General features: G+C 64.4%; 28 protein-coding genes and 1 tRNA gene. 21 read left to right on the top strand and 8 right to left on the bottom strand.

All coding sequences use genetic code 11. From position 1 onward, the window contains the following. The first annotated feature begins 35 nt into the window (after positions 1-35). The 6 genes from A3E1_RS44100 to A3E1_RS0137190 all read left to right on the top strand — a co-directional run bounded on the left by A3E1_RS44100 (position 36) and on the right by A3E1_RS0137190 (position 5,761). Positions 36-2,078 carry a GGDEF domain-containing protein gene (locus A3E1_RS44100; protein ID WP_040393036.1) on the top strand — a complete coding sequence of 681 codons (2,043 nt, stop codon included), beginning with the start codon at positions 36-38 and terminating at the stop codon, positions 2,076-2,078. Positions 2,079-2,087: 9 nt separating this feature from the next. Next, positions 2,088-2,987, top strand: a complete 900-nt coding sequence (locus A3E1_RS0137210) for a UTP--glucose-1-phosphate uridylyltransferase (protein WP_020525921.1) — start codon at positions 2,088-2,090, stop codon at positions 2,985-2,987. A gap of 48 nt (positions 2,988-3,035) precedes the next feature. Further along, complete coding sequence (locus A3E1_RS0137205) at positions 3,036-4,292, top strand: molybdopterin molybdotransferase MoeA (protein WP_085952281.1); 1,257 nt, start codon at positions 3,036-3,038, stop codon at positions 4,290-4,292. Then, positions 4,289-4,903, top strand: a complete 615-nt coding sequence (locus A3E1_RS0137200) for a GNAT family N-acetyltransferase (RefSeq protein WP_020525919.1) — start codon at positions 4,289-4,291, stop codon at positions 4,901-4,903. The genes A3E1_RS0137205 and A3E1_RS0137200 overlap by 4 nt, the downstream gene beginning before the upstream one ends. A 47-nt stretch (positions 4,904-4,950) precedes the next feature. After that, positions 4,951-5,658 carry a divisome protein SepX/GlpR gene (sepX, locus tag A3E1_RS0137195; protein WP_020525918.1) on the top strand — a complete coding sequence of 236 codons (708 nt, stop codon included), beginning with the start codon at positions 4,951-4,953 and terminating at the stop codon, positions 5,656-5,658. A gap of 29 nt (positions 5,659-5,687) precedes the next feature. Next, a tRNA-Ala gene (locus A3E1_RS0137190) sits at positions 5,688-5,761 on the top strand. A gap of 221 nt (positions 5,762-5,982) precedes the next feature. Here A3E1_RS0137190 and A3E1_RS44095 read toward each other — a convergent pair. Next, the gene (locus A3E1_RS44095) at positions 5,983-6,180 is read right to left on the bottom strand and encodes a hypothetical protein (RefSeq protein ID WP_020525917.1); all 198 of its coding nucleotides are present in this window, start codon (positions 6,178-6,180) and stop codon (positions 5,983-5,985) included. Between the two features lie 141 nt (positions 6,181-6,321). Further along, a complete protein-coding gene (locus A3E1_RS0137180) occupies positions 6,322-6,750 on the bottom strand; it encodes a hypothetical protein (protein WP_157631979.1) in 429 nt (142 codons plus the stop codon). Positions 6,751-6,891: 141 nt separating this feature from the next. Between A3E1_RS0137180 and A3E1_RS44090 the strand changes: the two genes are divergently transcribed. The 3 genes from A3E1_RS44090 to A3E1_RS0137165 are packed head-to-tail and all read left to right on the top strand — an operon-like array spanning position 6,892 to position 8,305. Further along, the gene (locus tag A3E1_RS44090; RefSeq protein WP_020525915.1) at positions 6,892-7,248 is read left to right on the top strand and encodes a DUF7919 family protein; all 357 of its coding nucleotides are present in this window, start codon (positions 6,892-6,894) and stop codon (positions 7,246-7,248) included. A gap of 30 nt (positions 7,249-7,278) precedes the next feature. Continuing rightward, positions 7,279-7,551 carry a hypothetical protein gene (locus A3E1_RS0137170; RefSeq protein WP_157631978.1) on the top strand — a complete coding sequence of 91 codons (273 nt, stop codon included), beginning with the start codon at positions 7,279-7,281 and terminating at the stop codon, positions 7,549-7,551. Then, positions 7,538-8,305, top strand: coding sequence for a hypothetical protein (locus A3E1_RS0137165; protein ID WP_051105261.1), 768 nt, complete (start codon positions 7,538-7,540; stop codon positions 8,303-8,305). Before A3E1_RS0137170 ends, A3E1_RS0137165 begins: the two co-directional genes overlap by 14 nt. A gap of 42 nt (positions 8,306-8,347) precedes the next feature. Here A3E1_RS0137165 and A3E1_RS0137160 read toward each other — a convergent pair whose 3' ends face one another. Beyond that, positions 8,348-9,607, bottom strand: a complete 1,260-nt coding sequence (locus tag A3E1_RS0137160) for an RICIN domain-containing protein (RefSeq protein ID WP_026209204.1) — start codon at positions 9,605-9,607, stop codon at positions 8,348-8,350. A 188-nt stretch (positions 9,608-9,795) separates the two neighbouring features. Between A3E1_RS0137160 and A3E1_RS0137155 the strand changes: the two genes are divergently transcribed. Genes A3E1_RS0137155 through metG form a run of 4 tightly spaced genes read left to right on the top strand, consistent with a single transcriptional unit; the run spans position 9,796 to position 13,908 of the window. Further along, the gene (locus tag A3E1_RS0137155; RefSeq protein ID WP_020525911.1) at positions 9,796-10,299 is read left to right on the top strand and encodes a hypothetical protein; all 504 of its coding nucleotides are present in this window, start codon (positions 9,796-9,798) and stop codon (positions 10,297-10,299) included. A 48-nt stretch (positions 10,300-10,347) separates the two neighbouring features. Next, entirely contained in the window at positions 10,348-11,268 is a 921-nt protein-coding gene (locus tag A3E1_RS0137150; RefSeq protein ID WP_020525910.1) for a helix-turn-helix domain-containing protein, read from the top strand. Positions 11,269-11,307: 39 nt separating this feature from the next. Further along, a complete protein-coding gene (locus A3E1_RS46765) occupies positions 11,308-12,147 on the top strand; it encodes an NAD(P)H-binding protein (RefSeq protein ID WP_020525909.1) in 840 nt (279 codons plus the stop codon). Positions 12,148-12,153: 6 nt separating this feature from the next. Beyond that, positions 12,154-13,908: a methionine--tRNA ligase gene (gene metG, locus A3E1_RS0137140; protein WP_020525908.1), complete on the top strand. Its 1,755-nt coding sequence runs from the start codon at positions 12,154-12,156 to the stop codon at positions 13,906-13,908. Here the strand turns inward: metG and A3E1_RS0137135 are convergent. After that, positions 13,892-15,088, bottom strand: coding sequence for a hypothetical protein (locus A3E1_RS0137135; RefSeq protein ID WP_020525907.1), 1,197 nt, complete (start codon positions 15,086-15,088; stop codon positions 13,892-13,894). The two genes, metG and A3E1_RS0137135, sit on opposite strands and share 17 nt — an antisense overlap. A 62-nt stretch (positions 15,089-15,150) precedes the next feature. Here A3E1_RS0137135 and A3E1_RS0137130 point away from each other — a divergent pair, with 62 nt between their 5' ends. Together A3E1_RS0137130 and A3E1_RS44085 are read left to right on the top strand one after the other, a co-directional pair. Next, complete coding sequence (locus A3E1_RS0137130) at positions 15,151-15,993, top strand: TatD family hydrolase (protein WP_020525906.1); 843 nt, start codon at positions 15,151-15,153, stop codon at positions 15,991-15,993. Positions 15,994-16,044: 51 nt separating this feature from the next. After that, the gene (locus A3E1_RS44085) at positions 16,045-16,686 is read left to right on the top strand and encodes a hypothetical protein (protein ID WP_020525905.1); all 642 of its coding nucleotides are present in this window, start codon (positions 16,045-16,047) and stop codon (positions 16,684-16,686) included. A gap of 170 nt (positions 16,687-16,856) precedes the next feature. Here A3E1_RS44085 and rsmI read toward each other — a convergent pair whose 3' ends face one another. After that, on the bottom strand, positions 16,857-17,678 hold the full coding sequence (gene rsmI, locus A3E1_RS0137120) for a 16S rRNA (cytidine(1402)-2'-O)-methyltransferase (protein ID WP_020525904.1): 822 nt from the start codon (positions 17,676-17,678) through the stop codon (positions 16,857-16,859). Positions 17,679-17,694: 16 nt separating this feature from the next. Between rsmI and A3E1_RS0137115 the strand changes: the two genes are divergently transcribed. Genes A3E1_RS0137115 through A3E1_RS44075 form a run of 6 tightly spaced genes read left to right on the top strand, consistent with a single transcriptional unit; the run spans position 17,695 to position 23,877 of the window. Next, positions 17,695-19,248: a dolichyl-phosphate-mannose--protein mannosyltransferase gene (locus A3E1_RS0137115; RefSeq protein WP_083929793.1), complete on the top strand. Its 1,554-nt coding sequence runs from the start codon at positions 17,695-17,697 to the stop codon at positions 19,246-19,248. A gap of 15 nt (positions 19,249-19,263) precedes the next feature. After that, entirely contained in the window at positions 19,264-20,109 is an 846-nt protein-coding gene (rsmA, locus tag A3E1_RS0137110) for a 16S rRNA (adenine(1518)-N(6)/adenine(1519)-N(6))-dimethyltransferase RsmA (protein WP_020525902.1), read from the top strand. A 55-nt stretch (positions 20,110-20,164) separates the two neighbouring features. Further along, positions 20,165-21,103, top strand: a complete 939-nt coding sequence (locus tag A3E1_RS0137105) for a 4-(cytidine 5'-diphospho)-2-C-methyl-D-erythritol kinase (RefSeq protein WP_020525901.1) — start codon at positions 20,165-20,167, stop codon at positions 21,101-21,103. Beyond that, positions 21,096-22,859: an ABC-F family ATP-binding cassette domain-containing protein gene (locus A3E1_RS0137100; RefSeq protein ID WP_026209203.1), complete on the top strand. Its 1,764-nt coding sequence runs from the start codon at positions 21,096-21,098 to the stop codon at positions 22,857-22,859. The genes A3E1_RS0137105 and A3E1_RS0137100 overlap by 8 nt, the downstream gene beginning before the upstream one ends. Before the next feature lie 43 nt (positions 22,860-22,902). Further along, the gene (locus tag A3E1_RS44080) at positions 22,903-23,325 is read left to right on the top strand and encodes a DUF4383 domain-containing protein (RefSeq protein WP_020525899.1); all 423 of its coding nucleotides are present in this window, start codon (positions 22,903-22,905) and stop codon (positions 23,323-23,325) included. 24 nt (positions 23,326-23,349) lie between these two features. After that, on the top strand, positions 23,350-23,877 hold the full coding sequence (locus A3E1_RS44075; protein WP_157631977.1) for a DUF4383 domain-containing protein: 528 nt from the start codon (positions 23,350-23,352) through the stop codon (positions 23,875-23,877). 3 nt (positions 23,878-23,880) lie between these two features. On the opposite strand, the gene A3E1_RS0137085 is transcribed toward A3E1_RS44075, so the two are convergent. From A3E1_RS0137085 to A3E1_RS0137075, 3 genes are read right to left on the bottom strand one after another with little or no spacing between them, the layout of a single operon-like run. Further along, on the bottom strand, positions 23,881-24,528 hold the full coding sequence (locus tag A3E1_RS0137085; protein WP_020525897.1) for a TetR/AcrR family transcriptional regulator: 648 nt from the start codon (positions 24,526-24,528) through the stop codon (positions 23,881-23,883). Continuing rightward, positions 24,518-25,492, bottom strand: coding sequence for an acyl-CoA desaturase (locus A3E1_RS0137080; RefSeq protein WP_020525896.1), 975 nt, complete (start codon positions 25,490-25,492; stop codon positions 24,518-24,520). The genes A3E1_RS0137085 and A3E1_RS0137080 overlap by 11 nt, the downstream gene beginning before the upstream one ends. 44 nt (positions 25,493-25,536) lie before the next feature. Further along, entirely contained in the window at positions 25,537-25,824 is a 288-nt protein-coding gene (locus A3E1_RS0137075; protein ID WP_020525895.1) for a helix-turn-helix domain-containing protein, read from the bottom strand. Between the last annotated feature and the right edge of the window lie 91 nt (positions 25,825-25,915).

Genomic DNA, 25,915 nt, shown 5'->3' with positions numbered 1-25,915 from the left:
AGCATCGCATCCGGTAGCCGCTTCGTTGACATGGCGTGACCCTCCGGACGCGGCTGACGACAGCTTTCCTGGTAATGGTTCTTGGCCCCGTGCTGCTGGGCGCCGTGTTTGTCGGCGTGACAGCGACACAGGTCAGCGCCGACCGTGCCACTGAGCGGCTGGACTACGCGAGCAGTGCCGTGCGTACGACGGTCGGCGCCCTGTGCCGCCAGCTGCAGACGGTCGCTGAAGCCGTGGCGTCCACACAGGACGAAGACCGGCTCGCGATCGCGGCCCAGTTCGTCGCTCGTGGCGCGGCCAGCGGGGTCCACATTGAACGGAGCTCTGGCGGCGAGACCACTCCCGCCGCACCACCGCCACCGTGGGCTGACTGCTCAGGCGGCGGGCACGAGGCTGTCGCTGGATACGAGGCGATCTCGGCCCGGGCTGCCCTGTCTGACGGCACGATCATTTCAGCGGCCACGACAGTGGACGTGCAGTTCGTGGTCCGTCTGTCGGGGGCTAGCGGTGCCGCGCTGACGGTTCTTCCCGCCGCGCCAACGGTCAGTAACACGCAAGAGCTTGGGCTGAAACGGGTTTCGAACGAAGAACCGATCTTCTCGACGTTGCAGAGCGAAGAAGCCAGTGCCGTGGCACAGATCGCTAACGGCCTCGGGCAGGACGCTTTGGGCAAGACCGCGGGTGGGGCGCTCGTGCGCCGGATCGGGCCAGTGGCTGGACAACCGTTGCCGGTGGCGATTTCCGTTGACGCAGGGCTTCCCCGGAGTACCCACCTGATGTTGATCTTTGTGGTGATGCTGACCGGGCTGGCGGCGATCGTGGCGGCCTGGTGGCTCGCCCGCACCGCGACGGCACCGCTTGTCGGCCTCTCGCAAGCCGCTGAGAAAGTCGCCGCGGGCGACTTGCAGACACGGGTTCCCGTAACCGGCAGTGACGAGATTGGACGGCTGGCGAGCGCGTTCAACCACATGACCCGCGAACTGGAAACGTATGTCACCGCGCTGACGGCCAGCCGCGATCAGCTCCGCGGGCACCTTGGCGTTCTCGGCGACACGCTGTCGAGTACCCACGATCTGGACCGGATTTTGCACGTGATCCTGCAGACGGCACGGCACGCGACCGGCGCCACGAGCGGTCTGGTGCTGCTGGCCGAGCAGGGCGTACTCGTTGGCAAGTGTGCGTCCGAAATGGACGTTGACGTGCGCGTCCCGATTGGCGACGGGCTCGTGGGTTCGGTTGCCGCGACGGGTGTGCCGCGGATGGGCCGGGTCGATCGCGACGGCCCGCGTCTGGCCGAAACCGAGCCAGAGTGCGAAAGCTACGTTGTCGTGCCGTTCTCGTCGCCCGGTTTGGCTGAGGCGGCAGGGATTATCCCGGCATTGCCGGCCGCTCGCGGTGTGCTCGCGCTCTATGGGCCGGACTTCAACGACCAGGATTTGGTGACGTTGCGCACGTTCGCGGGACAGGCCGCGGTGGCGTTGGACAACGTGCGCGTGCACGAAGAAGCCCAGCGACTGTCCGTCACCGACTCGCTGACGGGACTGTTCAACTACCGTTCGCTGCGCGAGACGCTTCGCCGCGAAGCAGATAGAGCAGGCCGCTTCGGCCGGAAACTGGCCGTCCTGGCACTGGATCTCGATCACTTCAAGGAGATCAACGATCGCTTTGGTCACGCGGCTGGGGACGCTGTTCTCGCAGAATTCGCCCAGCGGATTCGTTACGAGATCCGCGAGGTCGACATCGCGTTCCGCCAGGGTGGCGAAGAGTTCGTGATTCTGCTGCCAGAAACGGATGACGCCGGTGGCATCGCGGTCGCGGAACGGCTCTGTGAAGCCGTAAGGCGGGCACCCATCATGGCGCTCGATGAGTTCAGCATCCCCGTCACGGTATCGATAGGCATCGCCGTGCTGCCGGATCATGGAATGTCTGGTGTAGCCGTCTTGCGGGCCGCCGACGAGGCGCTTTACCTCGCCAAGACGTCCGGAAGAGACACGTTCCGGCTCGCTGGAGGGGCACTTGTTGAGGTTGGCGGCGCGTCGGGCGGCCCACAAGCGCCAAGGCAGGCTCAGGGCCGTTAGTCTCGCCCCATGTCGGAGCGCACCCCCCAACGTGCTGTCAAGGCGGTGATCCCAGCCGCGGGTCTCGCCACCAGGTTCCTGCCTGCCACAAAGGCGGTGCCCAAAGAGCTGCTGCCGGTTGTCGACCGTCCGGTGCTGCAGTACATCGTGGAGGAAGCCGCCCGAGCTGGCATCCACGACGTGCTGCTGATTACCGGCCGCGGCAAGACAAGCATGGTCGATCATTTTGATCCGCATCCCTATCTCGAATCACGGCTTGAGGCCAAGGGCGATCTCACGCGGCTAGCCGCCGTCCGCAGAACTTCAGATTTGGCTGAGATCTATACCTGCCGTCAAGGCGAACCGTTGGGGCTCGGGCACGCGGTGTCCTATGCGGAGTCCCATGTGGGCAGTTCACCGTTCGTCGTGCTCCTCGGTGACGAGTTCACCGAAGAAGACAAACCGCTGCTGCCGCAAATGATTGACCTGCAAGCGGAAACGGGCGGCATCGTGCTCGCCTTCATTGAGATTCCCGACGACCAAGTCGATCGCTACGGCATCGCCTCGGTGTCCGATACCGGCACGCCGGACGTCGTCCAAGTCACCGGTCTGGTGGAAAAGCCACCCGTCGGTGAAGCACCGAGCAACCTCGCCGTCGTCGGAAGATACGTCCTGCCAGCGGGAATCTTCGACGCGATCCGCCGCACCAAGCCGGGCAGCGGTGGCGAGATTCAGCTGACCGATGCGATGGCGCTTATGCTGGCCGAGGGGACACCGGTACACGGCATCGTTTATCGCGGCGTTCGTTACGACACGGGCATGCCGCTGGGATACTTGCAGACCATCGTCGAGCTGGCCTGTCAGCGCGATGATCTGGGGCCAGCTTTCTCGGCGTGGCTCAAGGACTTTGTGGCTGCTCAGAAAGCGTAAGGGGGAGTTAGGACAGTGACGGCAACGGTCGGGGCGCTTGAGCCGGCTATGCCGCCCGATGGAGAGCTGACGCCGCTAGCCGATTATCTCGGCAGTGTGCTGCGCAGACTCCGGGCGCTGCCGGCCCTTGACCTTGACCTGACGCAGGCTCACGGCAACGTTCTCGCCGAGAACGTCCTTTCCCCACACCCTTATCCGGCCTTCGATCAAGCAGCCATCGATGGGTACGCCGCACGCTCAGAAGACATCGTCGGTGCCGCCCCTGATCGGCCTGCCCGGCTCAGTGTCGTGGGCGATCTCGCGGCCACGAGCTGGCGTCCGGCACGGCTGACCCTGGGCACGTGCTTTTCCGTCGCGGCCGGTGCGCCCTTGCCGGTCGGGGCTGACGTGGTGATCCCTCCGGAGTGGACAGACCAGGGCATGGCCTCGGTCGAGGTCAAGCACATGGTGAAGCGGGGCTACGGGGTCCGCCGCATCGGTGAGGTGCTGCCAGAGGGATCGATCCTTGCCAAAGCCGGCGGAACCGTGACGCCAGCGGTGGTGGGAGTGCTTGCCGCAGCGGGCATCGGGCACGTTGTCGTGCGCCCGTCGCCTCGCGTCGTCATCATTTCCACCGGCGACGAGCTCGTTGAAGCCGGGCGGGTGTCTCAGCCCGGCCAGATCGTCGACGTGAACTCCCACGCGCTGACCGCCGCCACAGCCGAAGCCGGCGCCCACGCCTACCGTGTCGGCATTTGCGACGACGACCCCGAAGCGCTGCGGGCACTGCTTGAGGATCAGACCGGTCGCGCTGATCTGATCATCACGACGGGTGGCTCGGGCACCGGGCCAGGCGACATGGTGCGCCGCATCCTTTCCCGCCGCGACGGCAGCCGGGCTGGAAGCGTCGTGTTCACCGACGTTTCGCTGGCACCATGCGGAACCCTCGGCTTTGGAACCGTTGGCACATCTCAGGAAGTGCCGATCGTGTGTCTGCCGGGTGAGCCTGGCGCGGCGTTGATCGGCTTCGAAGTACTCGCCCGTCCCGTGATCCAGGTGCTGTCGGGAGCCGAGCCGGTGTTCCGGCCCTCGGTGCGCGGGCACCTTCTGGAGACCGTCGTGAGCCCAGCGGGGTTGCGCGAGTTCCGGCCAGCGCTGGCCGCCGAACGCCGTGGCGGTGGCTACACCGTGCAGCCGCTGCCCGGTGGCCCACGCACCCTCGCCGGCATGGCCGACGCGAATGCCCTGCTAGTGCTGGGAGAACGAGTCACCACCGCCTCAGCGGGAACGACGGTTGACGTTCTTCTACTTGACCGGCGTCGATGAACGCACCAGGCTATCCTGCTGTGCTTTCCGACGGCGACATCACCTTGCGGCCCTATGAACGCGGCGACGCCAAGGCCTGGTCAACGGTAAGGATCTTTAACGAGCAGTGGCTGCGCCCGTGGGAGGTCACTCCCCACGGCAGCTGGGCGACCAGCAACTCCATCGCCGCGTACCGTCTGGTGCGCCGCTCGTTCAAAGCCGCGGCCCGTTCCGGCGAATCGATGCCGTTCGTCATCACGTATCAGGGACGGCTCGTTGGCCACATTGGACTGGGCAACATCGTGCGGCGGGCGTTCTCCTCGGCATACTGCGGCTATTGGATCGACTCCCGGGTCGCCGGCCGCGGCATCATGCCCACGGCTCTGGCGCTAGTCATCGACCACGCCCTGCATGCGGGCCGTCTGCACCGGGTCGAGGTCAACATCCGGCCCGAGAACAAGGCCTCCCGCCGGGTGGTCGAAAAACTCGGGCTCCGCGAAGAGGGCTATCACCCGCATTACATGTACATCGATGGTGCTTGGCGTGATCACATTGGCTATGCCGTGACCTGGGAAGATATCGCCACCGAAGGTGGCATGCTCGCGCGGTGGCGCCGACTTAGGGCTTCCTAACGGTGTGGGTCCCACTGTTTTAGTGATCATCCAAGTAGCCTGCGAACGTGCCCACCTCGGTGCTCCTCGCCGTCCTCGCCGCCGCCGGGCTCCTGGCCCTGGCGCCCGCGTTGGTGCGCCGATACGACGCCACCGAGCGGCTCATCGCCGAACGGGCACTATCCACCGCGCGGGTAATCTCGCGCCGTCGCCGCCGTCAGCGCACCATTCCCGGGCGCCGGCTGGTCAATCCTCCAGCCTGGCTGGCCGCCGCCGCGCCGTCTGCCGTTCCGCTTCCCCCTTCGCGGGTACCGCGTAAGCCCGCCCTGCGGCCCAGCGTCTTCCGGCGGCGTCAGGTCCTCGCCTCGCTCCTGTTACTTAACCTCGTTCAGCTGATCGGGGTCGCGCTGGTCGGCCCCGGTTTTTGGATCAGCGCCTCGGTCACGGCCGCCATGCTGGTGTTGTACCTCGGCCACCTGCGCGGCCAAGCCCTGCGCATGGCCCGCCGCCGCCGCGCCGAAGCACGCCAAGCCGCCTGGCTCGCCGAGCAGCAAGCCCGCGTTCGGCTCGCCCAGGAACAGCGCGCCGAAGCTCGCCGCGAAGCCGCCCGCATCCTGGAAGAAGAACTCCAGCGCGCCCGTGAACTCGAAGCCCTCGCCGCCGCCGCGGCCACCGAAGCCGCCGAAGCTTCCCGCAAGGCAGAGGTCGTCACGATCTCCTACCGCAAGCCAACAGGAGTCCGCGGCCGCCCCTACGAGGTGCGTAAGGTCGCCTAGCCGGGGTGTGTTAGCCTTGTCCGGTCCTTGGGGATGTGGCGCAGTCTGGTAGCGCACCTCGTTCGCATCGAGGGGGTCAGGGGTTCGAGTCCCCTCATCTCCACAAAGCTCAGCCCTCATTTGGCTTAGATCCAGATGGGGGCTGACTGCTATCTCAGGACCCCTTGCAGAGCCCCAGTTCATCACTGTCGGGAGCTTCCTAGCCACCAGCGGTCCTGGCTAGCGACCGCGACTGTCGCCCCTGGAATTCCTTGACTGCGGGCGTGGCACTGTTCGGTGTTCGGTATTGACCGAACACCGAACATAAGCCTTGGCTCACGACGCTCAGGCATTCTTTCGCGGCGCGATGAAAACGGCCCAGGCGGCAACACCTAGGCCAGTGCCTAGCGCGAGACCGAGACCAACGTTGTCAAAGAACATCCCGACGAGGAGGCCGAAGGCGGCGCCAAAGGCGATCCAGATCCCGATATTTCCCCAGATGCCGAGACCCGCGGCGCCCCGGGGCGTCTTGTCGTTCGTCATCGCATCTCTCCCAGGTCGCGGGCGGACGGGCTAACACAACATACAACCCCTGCGGCAGATCGTTTAACCCTTGCCCCGCAGACGAAAGCGCACGATGCCGTCGGGTTAGTAGCCGGTGCGGATGATGTCGCGAACCCATAGCTAGCTCAGCAACAGGCCGCCCGAGATCGCCGTCACGGCGACCGGGACCTGATAGGACAGGAGGAATATCTCCCATCCACTGCTGACTTGGTCCACGCCCTCCCACAAGGTGAAGCTACGGCGGCGAGCACCATGGGTGCCGACGTATGTGAGGGCAAACAGCACGACCCACAGAGCGATAACGGCAGCCGCTTTGCGTCGGCGAGCGATGGTCATGCGACTCCAGCGACGAAACAGCACAACGAACGCCATGCCGGTGGCAATGGCGAGCAGGAGGCCCGCAGCCGTTGGTGGCCAAGCATTTTGCGGACCGAGATAATGGAACCCCTCAACGATCAATAAAGTGTCGCGCCCGGCGACGTAGAGCAGCCCGACCCCGATGAAGGCCACGCTGGCGATTCCCGCCCACGTCGATTTCCGAAATCGCACCGTCTGATAGCCCCGTCATGTGCATGCCAGCTGAGCCAAAGTACAGCTGACGAAAGTACCGTTCTGGTGCAAGCGACCGGGGAACCCAAGGCTGGTAGGGTCTGCGGCTCAACTGGTAGTCGCGGGCGCTGTGGAGTTGTTATGGAATCGCTTGACTTGTCGCCCTATGGCTATTACCGGTTCCCGATTCCGATGCGCAATGTGGGCTGGCTCGGGCCAGAGCACGGATTGCAAACCGAGGCACCGCAACCGTTGCGAGAGGGCGAGCTTGCGCTGCTGAGGCAGGCGTCCGAGCGCGTGGCGAGCTTGATGCTTGGCACGCACGATTGCGACTTTTGCCCACGGGCGCTGGCGGCCAAAGGGAACGGCGAATATCGTTACTACGCGCCAGAAGGCGACGTCTACAGCGCTCCTGTGATGATTCTGCATTACGCCGAGGAACACGGCTACCGGCCGCCGGCCGTCGTCATACGCTATCGCTGCGCCTCGCCCGCTTGAGTGGGACTGGCGGGCGGAAAGCTTGTGGCGGTGCTGTTCGATGAGTCCGAAGAGGAGATTCGCGGCGAGGCCGTCATTGACTTGGCAAACTGGCCGGATCCGCGTGCGTGGGAAGCTCTTATGGCGACCACCGAGGACGAGCTTCTAGCCGCGATCGCGGTCTGGGAGCTTGGGGTTTCCTTGGGCCGATTGCTCCACTATGACTTCGCGACAGGGTTTCGAGCCGAAAGCTTCAATAGCGAGATTCAGCGCGGTCTAAAAGACGAGAGACATCGGAGAGCTAATGCAAGTGAGCATCGCTAGTGAGCCCATCAAAGCGGGCAGCCCGAACCTTGACTGGGCTGGAGCAACCGATCACGTGGCGGTTGTGCTGGACGGGCTGACGGAGGGCGCGGCGACGGGATGTGTGCACGGGACGGCGTGGTATGTGCACCAGCTTGGAGCACGTCTCCTGCTGCACGCGGGCGCGCGGGATGCAAGCCCTTTGGCGGCAAGCCTTTCGCACGCGATAAGCGAAGTTGCCGAGCTGCATCGAAACACGTGCGATCTGTCGCATCAAGGCTCGCCATGTGCGACCGTGACGATGGTTCGCCAGCGCGAACGGCAGCTTGAATACCTTGTGCTGTCAGACTCGCCGCTCGTCATCGATCTGGCCGACGGTCCGATGGTGGTGATTGATGAGTCCGAGAAGGTGTTCTCCGCACGCCTCAGAGAGCAGCCAGGCGATCTCATGCAGCGTATCCACCACCAGCAGTTGCACCGCAACACTTCCGAGGGCTACTGGATCGCACAACACGATCCGGCGGCAGCCAACTACGCGATCACGGGCACCGTCGATGATGCGCGAGGTGCGTTGCTCACCTCCGATGGCGCGGCTCTGCTAGTCACGGACTATCACGAACTCACGTGGGAACAGTTGCTGCATCTTGGATACACCGAAGGGCCGACCGGAATCATCGGCGCCACAAGGAAAGCGGAAGCCTCGGATCCCGATCGCGTGAAGTGGCCGCGATACAAGGTCAGCGACGATGCGACTGCGGTGCTTTGCCGGCCCTAACCCAATGACGGCTCCCTGCTGTCCTGCAGGGAGCCGCGCTCATTAGGGTTGGCTGACGTAACGGAACGATTGTGCGGCCGTGCCGTTGCACGTGTACTGCACGAGCTGGACGCTGTTGGCAGTTGAGGCGCCGGGAACGTCGAGGCACTTGCCGCTGTGGCGGTTGACGAAGTGGTAGTAGCCGCCGCCTTCGCTGACCGCGAGCCACTGCTGGTTGTTGCCGCCGCCATAAGTCCATAGCTGGATTCCAGCATTGTCTGATGTGGACACTCCGGTGACATCCCAGACGCGCGAACTGTTGTTGCGGTTGTTCACGCGAGCGTAGCCGCCGCTGGTCGCCTGCAATTGGAACTGCTGCGCGTAGCCGTTGTTGCACGTGTACTGCTGGATGACCGTGCCGTTGGCGGTGCCAGCGGCCCGGGCGTCGACGCACTTTCCGCTGCCCTTGTTCACGACGTTAACCCACGAGCTCGGGGTTGTTGGTGACGGTGTCGGGGAAGGTGCCGTGCCGCCGCCCAGCCACAGCAGACCGTCGATGAGCCAGCGGTTTTGCACTTCACTGTCGAAAGTGGACGACAGCCGCGTGTTCGTCGAGTAGTTCATCGCGTTGTGGCCAAAGTTGGCGTAGAGCATTTTGTAGGCGCGGTTCGTCCAGATGATGGGGTAGTAACCGCTGTACCACGTCTGGTTCGGGTCGGTGCCCACGGGAAAGCTTGAGGTGTCAATCGAAGCGAGGATGTCGATGCTCGTGTTCTGCCGCAAGTCTCTTGTCCACGAGTACCACTCGCTCACCGAGCTTTGGAAGGTCGCCGGCAGTCTCAAGGTCGAGGGGTGATCACGTTTCTCGGTCTTGAGGGTCTCCGCGGTAGGGCCCCACGTGTTGTTGCGGAAGGCCCCGGTACCCAAAAAGGTGTTGTGATACCAAGACCATTGGTTCGGGTCGGTGTTGAAGGCCGAGACGTGGAAGCCCATCCAGGCTCCACCATTTTGCATGTAGTTCTGGAACGCGCCGCGGTAAGCCGCCGGCGGGAGATCGTCCAAGAACATCACCACCTGGTACGCCGAAAGGCTGTTCATCCGCGACCAGTCGCTAGTGGATTCCCACTCGAACCCGTTCTGTGCGGCCGTGGCCGGGAACCAGACCCGGGCCTCTTTCACGAAGTCGATGTGTGCGGCGTCCCACGTGCCGTTGTAGAACGCGAGCACCCGGAAGCTTGGTGCTGCCGAGGCGTTGTTGGTCGCCATCAGCAGACCTGCTGCGGCGGTGATGGCGGCGGTCAGCATTGCTAAGCGCTTGAACACGTTAGCCCCTGTAAATGGAGGTTTTACGGATAGCTGGCTCGCCGCCGACCGCGCTGACTATCCGCTGGTGCCATCCAAGGCTAGCGATCAATCGAATAGATTGGCAAGTTTCCTAACCATTAAAAATGTAGGTAAAGAAAAAGTTGGATGCTTGGATAGGCTGGGTCGATGCCCTGATTCTCCTTGCTATGAAACGTATTTTCGCCATGGTGGCGTGCGCTGTCGTGCTGGTAGCCACGGCTGCGACGCCGGCCGCCGCGCACACGGCCTCGTTCACGAGCCCATCGCCCATCGGCTGGAACCGCAACATCATCTGCCCGCACCCGTACTTGGTGCACCCGTCCTACGGTCCGATGAGCATGTGCACCTTTGGCACCGAAGGCGTGATCGAGAACCGTGCTGTGGGGTTGTATAGCCCCATCACCAACCGCTTCAACGGTGGCGATGAGCTGCCGTTCTACAACACCAGCACACTGGAGCGCAACGTCGTGGCGACCGATGGTGTCACGGGCAAGTTCCGGGGCGGGTTCGGCGTCGATGTTCCTGGATTCGGGCCGGTCAGCTACGGCGTGCAGTACATCTACTACCTCACGAAACCGATCGGGCGGTTCGGAAACTACAGCTACATCACCGGCAAGTTCCATCCTGATGCGACAGGCTGGCTGCACGTGGAGGCCAAGCACGGGATCTGAGCAAATCCGGTCAAGCGCGGGTGACCGGGACCGAAGCAGAATGAGCGCATGACGTCGAGCGATGTGTTCGCCAAGTTCGTCGGGATTGTCGGGGACACTCTTGACGACCCTGGGTTGACTGGGGAGCACATCGCTCAACGCGTTTACCTGTCTCGCTATCACTGCGGCCGGGTGCTCACGGCGCTGGCGGGGGAGAGTCCGATCAGGTTCCGGCGGCGGGTGTTGTTAGAGCGCGCCGCTTACCGGCTGATGACCACTGAGCTGTCAGTGCTGGACGTGGCTGTGGAAGCCGGTTACAGCTCGCACGAAGCGTTCACGAGGGCATTTGCCCGTGAGCACGGTGAGCCTCCAGCGCAGTGGCGCCGACGAGGTACCCGCAATTTCTATCTTGAAGCACCTAGTGGGGTGCACTTTCATCCGCCGGCTGGGTTGCGCCTGCCGGCTCGCGGAAAGGTTTCTGGCATGGATCTTCTGGTGAAGATGGTGGAACACCACATCTGGCTCACCGCCGAGATGGTCAAGGCGGCGCGGCAGCTCGACGACTCCACTTTGGACGACGTGATGCAGATTTCCGTGGCGGGATTCGACACCGAACCGACGATCCGGCACTTGCTGGACCGGCTGGTTTGGCAGCTGGAGATGTGGCTGGCCTCGGTCGCTGATGAGCCGTTTGAGCTGCCGCCGCATGAGGCCCGCCCGGTGAGCCTCGACAGCATCGCGCAACGGCACGCTATCGCTGGCCCAAAGTTTCTGACGTTCGTCCGGGACCTCAGTGATCAAGGACGATTCGACGAGACGTTTGTTGACGCGACCTGCGAGCCGCCTCGCGTGTTCACCTACGGCGGCATGGTTTCGCACGTGCTCACCTTCGCCGCCTTCAGGCGTGGGCTGATCGTGTGCGCCTTGGATAAGGCAGGGGTCACAGATCTGGGCAATGGTGATCCGATGCACTTCGTCGCGACCTCCTAAGCGGCATAGATCACCGCAAACCAGGGAAAGATCAAGGTCATGACGATTTTGGTACTAGGTGCCACCGGCACCATCGGAAAACGTCTGACCGCTCAGTTGCGCGAGGCGGGCGAGGTGGCACGGCCCGCCTCAAGGCATGGTGAGGTCCGCTTTGACTGGGCGGATCAGCGCACGTGGGAGCCGGCCGTTGACGGCGCGACAGCGATGTTTCTCATGGCCCCGCATGAGCTGCCGATCGACCCGGCGTTCGTTCAGGTGGCCGTGGACCGTGGCATCGACCGGATCGCTTTGCTGTCGAGCCGCGGAATCGAGGAGATGAACGACGAGCGGCTGCTCGCCGCGGAGGAGACAGTCAAGAAGTCTGGTGCGAGCTGGACGATCCTGCGTTGCGATTGGTTCGACCAGAACTTCGATGAAGGGTTCTACCGAGACGCCGTCATGGCGGGGGAACTGGCCGTTCCCGTGGGTGAGATCAAGCAGTCGTTTGTGGACGCCAACGATATCGCCGCGGTCGCCGCTGGCGTGCTCACCTCGGGTGGTCATGAGGGCAAGACGCTTGAGGTGACCGGGCCCGAGGGGCTTTCCTTCGCCGGCGCGTGCGCGATCGTTTCGCATGCTGCCGGGCGCGAGGTCACCTTTCACGGCGAGCCCGACGCCTACCGTCAGGCGATGGGCGCGTTTGGCAGCCCACCCGAACAGACCGAAGGTGAGATCAAGGCGTTCACGAGTCTGCGCGAAGCGGGGGACAGCCAGCCGACGGGAGTGGTGCGATCGGTCACGGGACGGCAGCCGCGTCGCTTCGCTGACTTCGCCGCCGACGCTGCCGCTCGCGGCGCCTGGATAACCGGTCGGGACGCACAGGCGGCTGCGTTAGGCTGAGCGACTATGAGTCACGTTCTCGCCGCGGTCGCCTGGCCTTATGCCAATGGCCCGCGCCACATCGGCCATGTTTCCGGATTTGGAGTGCCTTCCGACGTCTTCAGCCGCTACATGCGGATGGCCGGTCACGACGTGCTCATGGTTAGCGGGACAGACGAGCACGGGACGCCGATCCTCGTCGAAGCGGAGAAAGAAGGGGTCACGCCGCAGGCACTGGCTGACCGCTTCAACCGGGTGATCGTCGAGGATCTCACGGCGCTGGGCTTGTCCTATGACCTGTTCACCCGCACCACGACCCGCAACCACTACCACGTGGCGCAGGAGCTATTCAAGGTCGTGCATGCCAATGGGTACATGATCGAGCAGACGACGCACGGAGCGATCTCACCGTCGACCGGGCGCACGCTGCCGGACCGGTTCATCGAAGGCACGTGCCCGATCTGTGGTTACGACAGTGCCCGCGGCGACCAGTGCGACAACTGCGGCAACCAGCTCGACCCACAGGACCTGATCAACCCGAAGTCGCGGATCAACGGCGAGACGCCCGAGTTCATCGAGACGCAGCACTACTTCCTCGATCTGCCGGCGCTGGCCGATCAGCTGGGTGACTGGCTGCGCAGCCGCGAGGGCTGGCGCCCTAACGTGCTGAAGTTCTCACTGAACCTGCTCGATGATGTGCGGCCGCGCGCGATGACCCGTGACATCGACTGGGGCATTCCCGTGCCGTTGCCCGGCTGGGAGGACAACCCGGCCAAGCGGCTCTACGTGTGGTTCGACGCTGTCATCGGTTACTTCTCGGCCAGCGTCGAGTGGTCCCGGCGTACCGGCAAGGATTTGAGCGAATGGTGGAACTCGCCCGAGGCGCGGTCCTACTACTTCATGGGCAAGGACAACATCACCTTCCACTCGCAGATCTGGCCCGCTGAGCTGCTGGCCTACAACGCGAACCCAGGTGAATACGGCAAGCTGAACCTGCCCACCGAGGTGGTGTCCAGTGAGTATCTGACCGTTGAGGGGAAGAAATTCTCTTCCTCAAGGAGAGTCGTCATTTATGTGCGCGATTTCCTTGACCGCTATGGTCCCGACGCGCTGCGCTATTACATCGCGGTCGCTGGGCCGGAGTCGACCGACACCAACTTCACGTGGGCAGAGTTCTTGCGCCGCAACAACGATGAGCTCGTGGCTGGCTGGGGCAACCTCGTCAACCGCACGCTTGCCTTGACGGCGAAGAACTTTGGCGAGATTCCAGCACCGGCGGCACTGTCCGAAGAGGACGAAGCCCTCTTGGCGACCGTGCGGGGAGCGTTCGCGACGGTTGGCGAGCACATCGGCAACCACCGGCAGAAGCTCGCGATCAACGAGGCGATGCGTGTTGTCGGCGAGGCGAATAAGTACCTGTCCGACCAGGCGCCCTGGAAGATCAAGGACAACCCTGAGCGGCTGGGCACGATCCTGCACACCGTGCTGCAGGCGATCAACGACAGCAACACTTTGCTGACGCCGTTCCTGCCGCACTCGTCGCAGAAGATCTTCGAATTGCTTGGCGGGCAAGGGGTGCACGCGCCCATGCCGCAGATCGAGGAAGCCGAAGACCTCGATGGAGGTCCCGGCTACCCGATCATCACGGGCGACTACACGCAGGGCACCAAGTGGGAGTCCACCCCGATCACCGTTGGCACGAAGATCGAGGCGCCGACGCCGGTGTTCCGCAAGCTCGACCCGTCCATTGTGGACGAAGAGCTAGCTAGATTTGAAAGCTGATATCGATCTCGCGGGTCTCGGTCACTTCAGCGGCCGGGGCCCACGTTTCGTAGACGCCGCGTTCGTAGCACTGCGCTCCGAGCGCGGCGACATTGTCTGGATCGGGACGGCACAGGCGTAGCCGAAGCCACGACGCGTCGGCGGACAAGACGGTGCCGAGCGAGCCGCGCCAGCGGGCATAGCGGGTGCGCCGCAGCAAAGATTCCACCGGATAACGCGCGGCCCGGGTCATGGCCAGCACACGGAACTCTTCCGGTGGGTCGGCGATCGCGTCGAACTCCTCACCGCGGAAGGTGCCGACGAGCCGGCTGCTGGGGTTGAGCCGGGGGAGCGGCACGTATTCCTGATCGGCGCTGACATCGCGCAGTGGGCCGAGCAGGTGCCTCCACTGTGGACCGACGAGCCGCAGCCAGCCGCGTTGTTCCGGCTGATACGTATACAAGACCACTTCCGTGCCATCCGGCGTGTACGCGACGAGGGCGGCATTGGCTGGTAGCGGCAGATCAGCGAAGTCAGTCGTGATCCACTCAGGGATCAGCTCGGCCGAACTCGGCGCGAAACCGGTGCCCAGGATGTGCGCGCCGATGCGGTCGTGCGGTGGCATGGCGGCCAGCCCGGCAACGGTTTCCCCGAAGGGGATCTGATAGTCAATCGGGTCGATGGCCCGCCACCGCAGCACGAACGCGACATCGCCCGCGGCTGCTTCACCGGTGACGATGGAGAGGTCCGCCGGCGTACGCAGATGGGCGAGATCGCACTCGCGATAGCAGAACCCGTGCGGCAGCTGTCCTTTGAGGACGGCGCTAACCCCAAGGGCGGTAAGCGGTTTGACCATCTTCGTGCCCCGCCGCACCGTCGCTGTCGTGCGGATCTGTGCGAGCAGGGAGGCGGTGTTGGGGTCGCGAGGCAGCGACTGGCTTAAGGCATGCACCCGCTGCCACGTCATGCCCCGGCTCAGCGGCACGGATAGAGCGGATTCGCTTCCAGAGCCGAACCCGAGCTCGGTGGCGGCGACAAAACGGTGGTAACTCCAGCGCGACGGCATTATCAGGCGCAGAAAACCCGGCGCCGGCATCTCGCTGAACAGCTCGTATGCCGCGCCTCCGGCCACCGGTTCAGCCGGGTACGTCACTCCATCTAAGACGACCGTCCCCGTAACGATCTCGTGCGTGAGCGTCACAGAACGTGACGGTATTCCAGCCAAGTGAACGCTCGCTGAACGGGAAGTGGGATCATTGGACCGTGATTCCGGAGAGCCTGCCAAAAGCACCTGAGCCGTTGCCGTCACCCGTGTTCGACAGTCATACCCACTTGGACATCGTGGCCTCGGAACGCAAGGCGGACAAGGGATCCGCGTGGAGCCCAGAAGATCAGCTGGAGGCCGCCGCCAAGGTCGGCGTTGACCGGGTCGTCCAGGTTGGCGTTGATGTGAAGTCATCGCGCTGGGGGGTCGAGTGTGCCTCAACTCATAGCGCCGTCGTGGCCACGGTGGCTTTACACCCCAACGAGGCGCCGCGGGTGGCCGATCTGGCCGCCTCCCTCGCGCAGATCGCCGAGCTTGCCAACCATCAGCGGGTACGAGGAATCGGCGAGACCGGTCTCGATTTCTTCCGGACATCGGGCGAGGGTCTTATCGCGCAGGAGGAAAGCTTCCGTGCGCACATCGCCTTGGCCAAGCAGGTGAGCAAGCCACTGGTCGTGCACGATCGTGACGCGCACGCGGATATCCTTCGCGTCCTTGACGCCGAGGGTGCGCCGGAACACGTTGTCATGCACTGCTTTTCGGGCGATGCCGCGTTCGCTCAGGAGTGTCTTGAGCGCGGGTTTCACCTCTCGTTCGCTGGCACGGTGACGTTCAAGAACGCACCGCATCTGCGGGAAGCGGCCGCGCTCGCCCCGCTCGACCGGATCCTCGTCGAGACCGACGCGCCCTATCTGACGCCGATGCCGCATCGCGGAAAACCGAACGCCTCCTATTTGATCCCGTTGACGGTCCGGGCATTGGCGTCGGTCAAAGAGGTGAGCTTGCTGGAGATGTGTGAGGCGATCTCGGATAACGGAGAACGTCTGTTTGGCCCCTGGTAAGCCGGCGTGCCTGCCTGTTATTAGTCCGCTTTGGCTGTGAAATGACCAAGTATGCGGGAAAACAATCCCTGGGCTCCGCCCGCGTGGATGGGTGAAGCCAGTTCGACCCCGGTGTCCGAGGCCGCACCGGAAACGGTGACGGAGCCGTTCACGCTGCCGGCGCAGGAGGTCCCGCGCGAACTGTGGACGATCCGCGAGCCCAAGCCACCGGTGGCCACGGTCCGCAAAATCAAGCGGCCGCTCAGGATGAGCATCGCGCTTCCCCTCGTCATCGTGCTCGGGTTGTTCAGCGCGTTCTTCAGCTGGGTCACGGCCGAGCCGCTGTGGCTGGCCGTCGGGCACGGCTCCACGAGCACGGCTGTGGTCACCAAGTGCGTGGGTAACGGTCTGACCCAGCGCTGTCAGGGTGAAGTGGACGGTCTGAGGGTCACCCTGCTCGGGCTCGAGTCCCCTCACGTCGGGGAACGGGTTGAGGTGCAGCGCGTCAACGACACGAGTCACCGTGCCTACAGCGGCGGCGTGTTCATGCGCTGGTTCACCGGGCTGCTCATGGTGCTGCTGTGCGGTTGCGGCATCGCCCTCGCGCTAGGAGTGCAGCGGCAGCCAGCCTCCCGTGAACGGTGGGCCGCCGCTGGAACCGCGTTCGCCGGCCCGCTCCTGGTCACCGTCGGCTTCCTGGCGGCCACCTTCTAACCGGCGTCCCAAGTCGCCCCTTCCCGCCAGCGCTTTCGCGGCGCTCCGTTCCGCAAACCGTGATTCGCGGCGCGCCGTTCCGCCATCCGGGCTTTCGCGACCGGCGCCTTACCGCCACCCAGGCTTCGCGGTGCGCCGGCGCCTTACCCGGGCTTCGCGACCGGCGCGCCTTACCGCAGCGATAGCTGGTAGACGTCGCGTTTGGACAAGCCGTAAGCGGCGGCGACAGCCGCCGCTGCGTCGCGTTTGGACTGTCCGCTCGCCACCAGCTCAGCGATCTCCGCTTTTAACGTCTCGTCGTCCGGACGCTCTGCTCCGGCTGAGGCTCCCTGCACCACGAGGGTGATTTCGCCCCGGAATTCTCCGGCTGCCGCTAGCTCACCGAGCGAGCTTCGGCGTACCTCCTCGTAGGTTTTGGTCAACTCGCGGCACAGAGCGGCCCGGCGGTCGGCACCCAGCGCGGAGGCCAGGTCTTGCAACGTGTCCGCGATGCGGTGCGTCGCCTCGAAGAAGACAAGCGTGCGCTGTTCGCCAGCCAGCTCTGCCAGGCGCGCGCGGCGCTCACCGGCTTTACGCGGCAGGAACCCCTCGAAACAGAAGCGCTCGCAAGGCAGCCCAGAAAGCGCGAGTGCGGTGGTCACGGCGCTCGGGCCGGGAACGGCACGCACCGGCACCCCGGCGTCGAGCGCCGCGACTACTAGTTGATACCCAGGATCGCTGACGCTGGGCATGCCACCGTCGGTGATAAGCGCGACTTCCTGGCCGGCGAGCATCGCCTCGACGAGTTCGGGCGTGCGCTTGGCCTCATTGCCTGCGAAATACGACGTGATCCTGCCCGGAATGTCAATATTCAGATCCCTGGCGAGGCGGATCAGCCTTCGCGTGTCCTCAGCCGCGACGATCGCCGCGCTGGAAAGGGCCTCTTTCAGGCGGGCCGAGGCGTCGCCTGGATTGCCCAGCGGCGCACCGCAAAGTATGAGCCCGCTCAACACCCCTCCTGTGTGGCATATGCACTTCCCCACTGGGGAGCATACGATCCTTCCCGTGACGCAGACGGTGACCGCTCCCGCAAAAGCGCCCGCTAACCCGCCTTCGGCGGGAGTGGTGAAGGCGGTGACTCGCCGTCTGCAGCCGCTGGACACGTGGCTGAATCCTTACGGCTGGCTCGCAGCGATCTCAATCGGGCTTCTCGCCTTCATCGTGCGCATCGTCGGCCTGGCGCATCCGCCAGAGCTGATCTTCGATGAGGTGTATTACGCCGATGACGCCAACGACATGCTGACGCATGGTGTCGAGTGGGACGCCAAGAACGAGACCGCGGGCTACGTCGTGCACCCGCCGCTGGGCAAGTGGCTGATCGCGCTCGGCATCAAAGCCTTTGGTTATAACAGCGTTGGCTGGCGGATCAGCGCGGCCATCTTCGGCTGCATCGCGGTCATCATGCTGGTGCGCATCGCCAACCGGCTCTTCGGTTCAGTGGTGCTCGCCGCCGCGGCCGGTCTGCTGCTGACGTTTGACGGCATGCACTTCGTGCTCTCACGCACGGCCTTGCTCGACATCTTCGTGCTGTTCTTCGTGCTGGCCACGTTCGGTGCGCTGGTGCTCGACCGAGATCAGCGCCGCAGACGCTGGGCGGCGTTCATCGAAGCCGGAGGCGACCCCGGCGCACGAGGCCGGGCGAGCCGTCCCCCCATCGCCGTGCCCTGGTGGCGGATCGTCGCCGCGCTCATGCTCGGATGCGGCGTTTCCGTCAAGTGGAGCGTGCTGGCGTTCCTGCCCGCGGCGCTCATCCTTGTGTTCTGGTGGGAGATCGCCCTTCGCCGCACAGCTGGGGCGCGCCGCCCGATCCTGGACGCGTTCCTCGACGAGATCCTCTGGGTGTTCGCGTGCTTCGCGCTCATCTTGATCGTCTACACCGCCTCGTGGTCGGGCTGGTTCCTCACCGACGACGGCTACTTCCGGCAGTACACGTCGAATGTTATCGATAACTGGATCCACTACCACGAGCAGGCTTACTCCTTCCACTCCACGCTGACGTCAGGGCATCCCTACGAGTCAGACGTGCGGGCGTGGCTGTTCCTGTGGCGGCCCGTCGCGTTCTACTTCTCCAAGAACGTCACGTGTGGCGCGGCGGACTGTTCCGCTGAGATCCTGCTCGTCGGCAACCCCGTGCTGTGGTGGAGCTTCCTGCCCGCCTTGGCGGCCACCGTGTGGTTTGGCATCGCCCGACGTGACTGGCGGGCCGGGGCGATCCTCGTGTTCGCCGGCTTCGCGCTGGTGCCGTGGCTGGCGTTCCTGGAGCGCACGTCGTTCTTCTTCTACGCCGCGCCCGCGCTGCCGTTCATGATCCTGGCCGTCGTTTACGTGCTGGGCTGCCTCATGACCCCGCCGCCCGGAGCGCCCAAGGACGAGAACCGCCTGCTCTACGGCACCGTCTTCGCCGGGTTCTTCGTGCTGATGGTCGCCCTGTCGTTCGTCTACTTCTACCCCATCTGGACTGGCGAAGCCCTCACGACCGAGGCGTGGAACCGCCGGATGCTGCTGGGGAACCGGTGGATTTGACTAGGCTAATCGCTCGTGACTAAGTTGCTCGGTCCAGCCGAGATCAGGGAACTGGCTTCGCGGCTGGGAGTCGAGCCCACTAAGAGACGCGGGCAAAACTTTCTGCATGACGCCAACACGATCCGGCGGATCGTGGCGACCGCGGATCTGTCGCCTTTGGACGTTGCCGTCGAAGTCGGCCCGGGCTTGGGTTCGCTGACGCTCGGTTTGCTGCCCGCCGTGTCCCACCTGCACGTGGTCGAGGTCGATCCTGTGCTGGCGGCCGCCTTACCGTCCACAGTGGACGCTCCGGCGCACCTGACCGTGCACTTGAAGGACGCGCTGACCGTTACGGCGGAAGACTTCTCCCCTGAGCCGACCGCCTTTGTGGCCAACCTGCCCTACAACGTCGCCGTGCCGGTGCTGCTTCACTTTCTGGCCGCGTTGCCATCGCTGCGCAAAGGCCTGGTGATGGTTCAGAAGGAGGTCGCCGACCGGCTCACCGCCGCTCCGGGTTCGCGCATTTATGGGGTACCAAGTGTGAAGCTCGCCTGGCACGCCTCTTCCCGCCCAGCGGGCAAGATCTCTCCGGCCGTGTTCTGGCCCGTGCCTAACGTCGACTCGGGCCTGGTCTACTTCGAGCGCCGCGACCCACCGCGCACCGATGTGTCCCGCAAAGAAGTGTTCGCCGTTGTCGACGCGGCCTTCTCCCAGCGACGCAAGACGCTGCGGGCCGCCCTCGCCGGCTGGGCCGGCTCGCCCGCCGAGGCCGAACGTTTCCTGCGCGCGGCCGGCATTGACCCCTCCACCCGTGGCGAACAGCTCGACGTGCACGCCTTCGCCCGCCTCGCCGCCACCCGCCGCACCCTGGACCAGGCGTGACGCTCGGGTGATGTGGCCGTGAGGCTGGTCATGACGCTCAAGTAGGCTGGCGCGCGTGACCGAGGCATGGGCGCTCGAAAACGACGGGCAGCTGGCCCTGGGGCCGGTGCGTGTCAAAGTGCCCGCCAAGATCAACTTACATCTCGGGGTCGGGCCGCTGCGCGGTGATGGCTATCACGAGCTGCACACGGTCTACCACGCGATCTCGCTTTTCGATGAGGTGACCGCTCGTACTGGAGATGCGCTCACGCTCACGATGCAGGGCGAAGGGGTCGGTCAGCTCGACCTCGGTGACGACAACCTCGTGATCCGTGCCGCCAAGGCGCTAGCCGTGGCGGCGAAGGTGGAACCCAAGGCGCGCCTGCATTTGCGTAAGTCGATTCCATTGGCCGCTGGACTGGCCGGAGGGTCAGCTGACGCCGCGGCGACTCTGGTCGCCTGCGACGCGTTGTGGGGCACCCAGTTCAGCCGCGCTGACCTAGCGAAGATCGCCGAAACCCTGGGCTCAGACGTTCCGTTCTTGCTCTTTGGCGGCACCGCTCTCGGCACCGGCCGGGGCGAGACGGTTAGCCCCGTGCTGGCCAGGCCAAGTAAGTGGCACTGGGTGGTCGCCTTCGCCGAGGGCGAGCTGTCGACTCCGGCGGTCTTCCGCGAACTCGACCGGCTGCGCGAGGCCGGGCAGGCACCCGCGCCACTCACCAGCACCGATGCGTTGCTCGCCGCGTTGCGCCAGAAGGACCCTGAGGTGCTTGGTGCCGCGCTCGGCAACGACCTGGAAGCCGCCGCGATCTCGTTGCATCCCGCTCTGGAGTCCACTTTGGAGGCTGGACGGTCCGCTGGGGCACATGCTTCGCTCGTGTCCGGGAGCGGTCCGACCTGCGTTTTCCTGGCCAGCGATGAAGTGCACGGGGAGAAGATCGCTGAGGCGGTCCGTCCACATGCGCGTGGAGTCCACTTGGCGCACGGCCCTGTCCCGGGAGCACGGGTTGGCTAACTTGATCAACCTGGATCGGGCATCCAAGGGCTACGGCCCGACCGGTCCACTGCTGACAGACGTGTCCATCGGCCTCGAAGACACCGACCGCGTCGGGGTCGTGGGGCTCAACGGCGCCGGCAAGTCCACTTTGCTGCGCCTGCTCGCACGCCTGGAAGAGCCGGACTCAGGCCGGGTGACGTTACGTCGTGACCTGCGTGTTTCCGTACTCCCGCAAAGTTTGAACCTTGCCCAAGACGCAACCGTGCGCGATGTCGTGCTCGGGGAGGCGTGGCTGCCTGCCGCCTTCGGGGCCGAGCACGAATGGGCTGGCGACGCCGGGATCCGTGGCATCCTCGACGGCCTGGGCATGGCCGGGCTGGGGCTGGACACACCGGTCGGCCCGATGTCGGGTGGGGAACGCCGCCGCATCGCCCTAGCTGCGCTGCTCGTGCGCGAGGCTGACCTGCTCATCCTCGACGAGCCGACCAACCATCTCGACATCGCAGGCGTGAACTGGCTGGCCAGCTGGCTGCGTGAAAAGTGGAAGGGCGCCCTGGTCGTGGTCACCCACGATCGCTGGTTTCTCGACGCGGTCTGCGATCACATCTGGGAAGTCGCCGACCTGCAGGTCCGCGCCTATGAAGGTGGCTACGCCGCGTGGGTACTAGCCAGAGCCGAGCGTGAGCGCGTAGCAGCCGTGACCGAGTCCAGACGTCAGAACCTGCTGCGCAAGGAGATCGCGTGGCTGCGCCGCGGTCCGCCTGCCCGCACGTCCAAGCCCAAGTTCCGCATCGATGCGGCCAACGCCCTGATCGCTGATGTACCGGAGGCCCGGGACCAAGTGACCTTGGCGAAACTGGCCACAGCGAGGCTCGGGCGGCAGGTCTTCGACCTAGTCGACGTCACGTTGCACGCTGGGCCGAAGCTGATTCTGAACAACGTCACGTGGCACGTCGGACCCGGCGACCGCGTCGCGCTGCTCGGCGCCAACGGGGCCGGAAAGTCCACTTTGCTCAGACTGCTCGCTGGCATGACTTCCGCTGCCGGTTTCACGGCCGGCAAGACGGTCAAACCAGCGTTCCTGTCCCAGGAGCTGCACGAACTGCCCGGTGAGCTGCGGCTCCTGGAAGCCGTCGAGCAGGTCGCGCGCCGGGTCAAGCTAGGCGACCGTGAGCTGTCCGCCGCGCAACTGGCCGAGGTGTTCGGCTTTACGGATCGTCGCGTGTGGACACCGGTGGCCGACCTGTCCGGTGGGGAGCGCCGAAGGCTCCAGCTGCTGCGCCTGCTGGCCGCTGAGCCCAACGTGCTGCTGCTCGACGAACCGACCAACGACCTCGACACAGACACGCTGGCGTCGCTGGAAGACCTGCTGGACACGTGGCCGGGCACGATGGTCGTCGCCTCTCACGACCGCTACCTGGTCGAGCGGGTCTGCGACAAGATGTATGCCCTGCCCGGGGACGGTACGTTGCGCCACCTGCCCGGTGGAGTCGACGCCTACCTCTCGCTGATCGCCTCAGAACCGGCGGCCGTGACCGATAGCGTGGAGAAAACCTCCAAAATAGACCCGCGTCAGGCCAAGAAGGACTTCGCACGGGTCGAACGGCAGCTTTCCAAGCTCGCTGAGCGTGAGGACAAACTGCACGCGGCGATGGCGGACAACGCCACTGACTACGCCAAAGTGGCCGAACTGGACAGTTCGTTGCGCGAGCTTATGGCGGACAAGGCAGCCCTTGAAGAGGAATGGCTGGCTTTAGCTGAGCTGCTGTCCTGATATCTTCCTGGCACCCAACCCCTCGGTTCCACGGAGTTCAGCCATGGCCATGCACCTGCCTGTCAATCATCCCTTGCGCTCGCTCTACCGCCGCCTGGCGTTCTTCGCCGGGCTGCTGATGCTGGTGCTGGGTGTCGTGGGCTTCTTCGCCACACAGGGAGATCCGCTCTTCGAGGCCAGCGGCGCCACCGCGCTCGGGCTGCGCACGAACCCGGCCTTCTCCTACGCCTCCATCGGCACCGGCGTGCTCGTCACGCTGGCGACGCTGCTCGGGCGCAATGTGGACCGGTTCGCCTACCTGTGGATAGGCGTCGGGCACCTGATCGTGGGCTTGGCCATGATGCTGCTCATGAACGACCCCAAGACCAACTACCTGAACTTCACGATCGTGACCTGTGTCGTTTCGTTCGTCATCGGCTCGCTGCTCGCAACGGCCGGAATGTATGTCAAAGTGCAGCGATCTTAGGCGTGGGTGCGCCAAACTGAAGAAGTGCATCTACCGATTAATCACCGGCTAGGCGGGTTTTACCGTTTTCTGGCGGGGCTTGCTGGGCTCTATCTGCTGGCCTTCGGCATCGTCGGTCTGACGAAGACCAGGGGCCAGGACTTTTTCGAGCGAAGCACAACCGAAGCCCTTGGCCTGCGCACGAATCCGGCCTTCGCCATCCTGTCCATCGTCGTCGGGGCGATTGTCCTGCTGGGCGCGCTGATCGGGCGCAACTGGGACCACTACATCAATTTCGCGGGCGGTGTGATCTTCTGGCTGGCCGGACTGATCGGCCTCCTCGTCATGTCGACCGAGGCGAACATCCTCAACTTCAACATTTCGACCGCGATCGTCTCGTTCATCATCGGCACCGTGCTGTTCCTATCCGGCCTCTACGGCAAGAAGGGCACCACGGAGGAAGCCGTGCACGAAGAGATCTTCCGGCACAGTGGGCGCGGGGCGGCAGCCGTGATTCCCACGCCGGAGCACACTGTCTCAGCCCACCCCGGCGTCGCCCACCCCGAGGAATAGGGGCTATTTCACCTTGCGGGTGATGAGCTCTGGCTTGGGGTCCAGGTGAGACAGTCCATTCCAGGCGAGATTGACCAGGTGCGCGGCCACGACTTCCTTGCGTGGCTTGCGCACCTCAAGCCACCACCGCCCGGTCAGCGCCACCATGCCGACAAGGGCCTGTGAATACAGCTCCGCGAGCTTCGGGTCATAGCCCCGGGTCTTGAACTGCTTGCCCAGGACATGCTCGACCTGATGAGCCACATCGTTTAGGACCGACGAGAAGTTGCCAGAGGCTGACATGACCGGTGACTCACGAACGAGTACGCGGAAGCCGTTTGTCTCTTGCTCGATGTAATCGAGCAGGGCTAACGCGGCCTGTTCCAGAAGTTCCCGAGGGTGACCCGCGGTCAGAGCGTTGGTAATCCGGTCGAGCAAAGCGGTGACTTCCCGGTCGACCACGACCGCGTAGAGCCCTTCTTTGCCCCCGAAGTGCTCATACACCACGGGTTTGGAGACCTTGGCTCGCGCCGAGATCTCCTCAATCGATGTCGCGTCAAATCCCCGTTCGGCAAATAGCTGCCGCCCAACCGCGATGAGCTGCTCCCGTCGCTGGGAGAAACTCATCCGGACCCGGCTGCTGGCTTTTACCTGGCTTGCCTCATCGGCCATCACGATTCACCAGTTTGGCCTGCAACCGCTCCTGGCGGGGCCACTTGACGTTCGATGCCCAGCCAAACTTTTCAAAAATCCAGATCAGACGGGCTGACATATCGATCTGGCCGCGCATCACGCCGTGTCGCGCGCAAGTCGGGTCGGAGTGGTGCAAGTTGTGCCAGCTTTCGCCAAACGACAGGATCGCCAGCGGCCAGAAATTGGTGGCCTTGTCGCCTTCGCGCATCTCAAACGGGCGCTCACCATAGACGTGGCAGATCGAGTTGATGGACCACGTGACGTGGTGCAGCAGGCCAATGCGCACGAGGCCAGCCCAGAAGAACCCGGTCAGCGCACCCTTCCACGACATCGTCACCAGGCCACCGATGATGGCCGGGGAAAGCGCGGAAAGCACGACCAGCACCGGGAAAAGCTTGTCGACCTTCTGAATGTCCTTGTCCGCCATCAGGTCGGGGGCGAAACGCTCGCGATTGGACAGTTCACGGTGGAACAGCCAGCCCACGTGAGCGTGGAACAGACCCTTGGCCAGGCCCCAGAACGTGGCACCGAAACGCCACGGCGAGTGTGGGTCGCCCTCAAGGTCGGAGTATTGGTGGTGGCGCCGGTGATCAGCCACCCACTGCGTCGGGCTGCCCTGGATCGCGAGCGACCCGGCGACCGCCATCGTCACGCGCAGCCAGCGCGTGGCCTTGAACGAACTGTGTGTCAGGTAGCGGTGGAAACCAACGGTGATCCCCAGCCCGGACACGAAGTACAACGGGAGGAACAGCGCGACATCAGTCCACGTGAGCCAGCCACCCCAGGCGACCGGAATGGCCACCACGACCGCGATCAGCGGCAGCACCACAAACGACCAGAGAGCGATGAGAATGCCCAGTGGCTGCTTGCCTTCGGTGAGCGGTTTTGGCCCCCGCTCAGTGGTCTGCCCCGTGTCGGTGGACGGGAGAGTTGTGGTCGACATGGCACCTCATTGCGCAGGGGGAATCTGGCCTACGCAACCGTAACCTACGGTCCCGTAGTTTGCCTACGGGTGCCGTCGGCGAAAACTACGACGCGTCCCTCACGCGGAAACAAGTCCGTGACCTCTACGCCGAGGACACGTGCGACGCGCTCAAGCTCGTCGAGGTCTAGTGCCGTATCTCCTGACAACCGCCGCCAGACGGTGGTGTGTGACACCCCAAGCGCCCTGGCCATCGTCTGACGGCTGACGTTGCGGCGCCCCATCAGCGCGCGGATTTCTTCGGCGACCCCTTCGCGCAAGGTCTGTTCGCGTGGCGTTGCTGGCTCACCCATGCAGACATCATTGCTCGCTCAGCGAGCAAACGCAATGGGTTTCGTAAATGTCGTTCAGAGAGTTGACTGATGTTCGCTCAGCGTGCATCCT

Source organism: Catelliglobosispora koreensis DSM 44566, from assembly GCF_000379685.1.
In the GTDB taxonomy this organism is placed as follows: domain Bacteria; phylum Actinomycetota; class Actinomycetes; order Mycobacteriales; family Micromonosporaceae; genus Catelliglobosispora; species Catelliglobosispora koreensis.
The sequence above is the reverse complement of the archived record's forward strand: the minus strand, read 5'-3'. Positions and strand labels throughout refer to the sequence as shown.

What these genes read in the sequence shown, in the direction of transcription:
- A3E1_RS0137210 (WP_020525921.1), top strand. Translation starts at nt 2,088, where the DNA reads ATGTCGGAGCGCACCCCCCAACGTGCTGTCAAGGCGGTGATCCCAGCC.
- A3E1_RS0137205 (WP_085952281.1), top strand. Translation starts at nt 3,036, where the DNA reads ATGCCGCCCGATGGAGAGCTGACGCCGCTAGCCGATTATCTCGGCAGT.
- A3E1_RS0137200 (WP_020525919.1), top strand. Translation starts at nt 4,289, where the DNA reads ATGAACGCACCAGGCTATCCTGCTGTGCTTTCCGACGGCGACATCACC.
- A3E1_RS44095 (WP_020525917.1), bottom strand. Translation starts at nt 6,180, where the DNA reads ATGACGAACGACAAGACGCCCCGGGGCGCCGCGGGTCTCGGCATCTGG.
- A3E1_RS44090 (WP_020525915.1), top strand. Translation starts at nt 6,892, where the DNA reads ATGGAATCGCTTGACTTGTCGCCCTATGGCTATTACCGGTTCCCGATT.
- A3E1_RS0137155 (WP_020525911.1), top strand. Translation starts at nt 9,796, where the DNA reads ATGAAACGTATTTTCGCCATGGTGGCGTGCGCTGTCGTGCTGGTAGCC.
- A3E1_RS0137150 (WP_020525910.1), top strand. Translation starts at nt 10,348, where the DNA reads ATGACGTCGAGCGATGTGTTCGCCAAGTTCGTCGGGATTGTCGGGGAC.
- A3E1_RS46765 (WP_020525909.1), top strand. Translation starts at nt 11,308, where the DNA reads ATGACGATTTTGGTACTAGGTGCCACCGGCACCATCGGAAAACGTCTG.
- metG (WP_020525908.1), top strand. Translation starts at nt 12,154, where the DNA reads ATGAGTCACGTTCTCGCCGCGGTCGCCTGGCCTTATGCCAATGGCCCG.
- A3E1_RS44085 (WP_020525905.1), top strand. Translation starts at nt 16,045, where the DNA reads ATGCGGGAAAACAATCCCTGGGCTCCGCCCGCGTGGATGGGTGAAGCC.
- A3E1_RS0137115 (WP_083929793.1), top strand. Translation starts at nt 17,695, where the DNA reads ATGCACTTCCCCACTGGGGAGCATACGATCCTTCCCGTGACGCAGACG.
- A3E1_RS44080 (WP_020525899.1), top strand. Translation starts at nt 22,903, where the DNA reads ATGGCCATGCACCTGCCTGTCAATCATCCCTTGCGCTCGCTCTACCGC.
- A3E1_RS0137085 (WP_020525897.1), bottom strand. Translation starts at nt 24,528, where the DNA reads ATGGCCGATGAGGCAAGCCAGGTAAAAGCCAGCAGCCGGGTCCGGATG.
- A3E1_RS0137080 (WP_020525896.1), bottom strand. Translation starts at nt 25,492, where the DNA reads ATGTCGACCACAACTCTCCCGTCCACCGACACGGGGCAGACCACTGAG.
- A3E1_RS0137075 (WP_020525895.1), bottom strand. Translation starts at nt 25,824, where the DNA reads ATGGGTGAGCCAGCAACGCCACGCGAACAGACCTTGCGCGAAGGGGTC.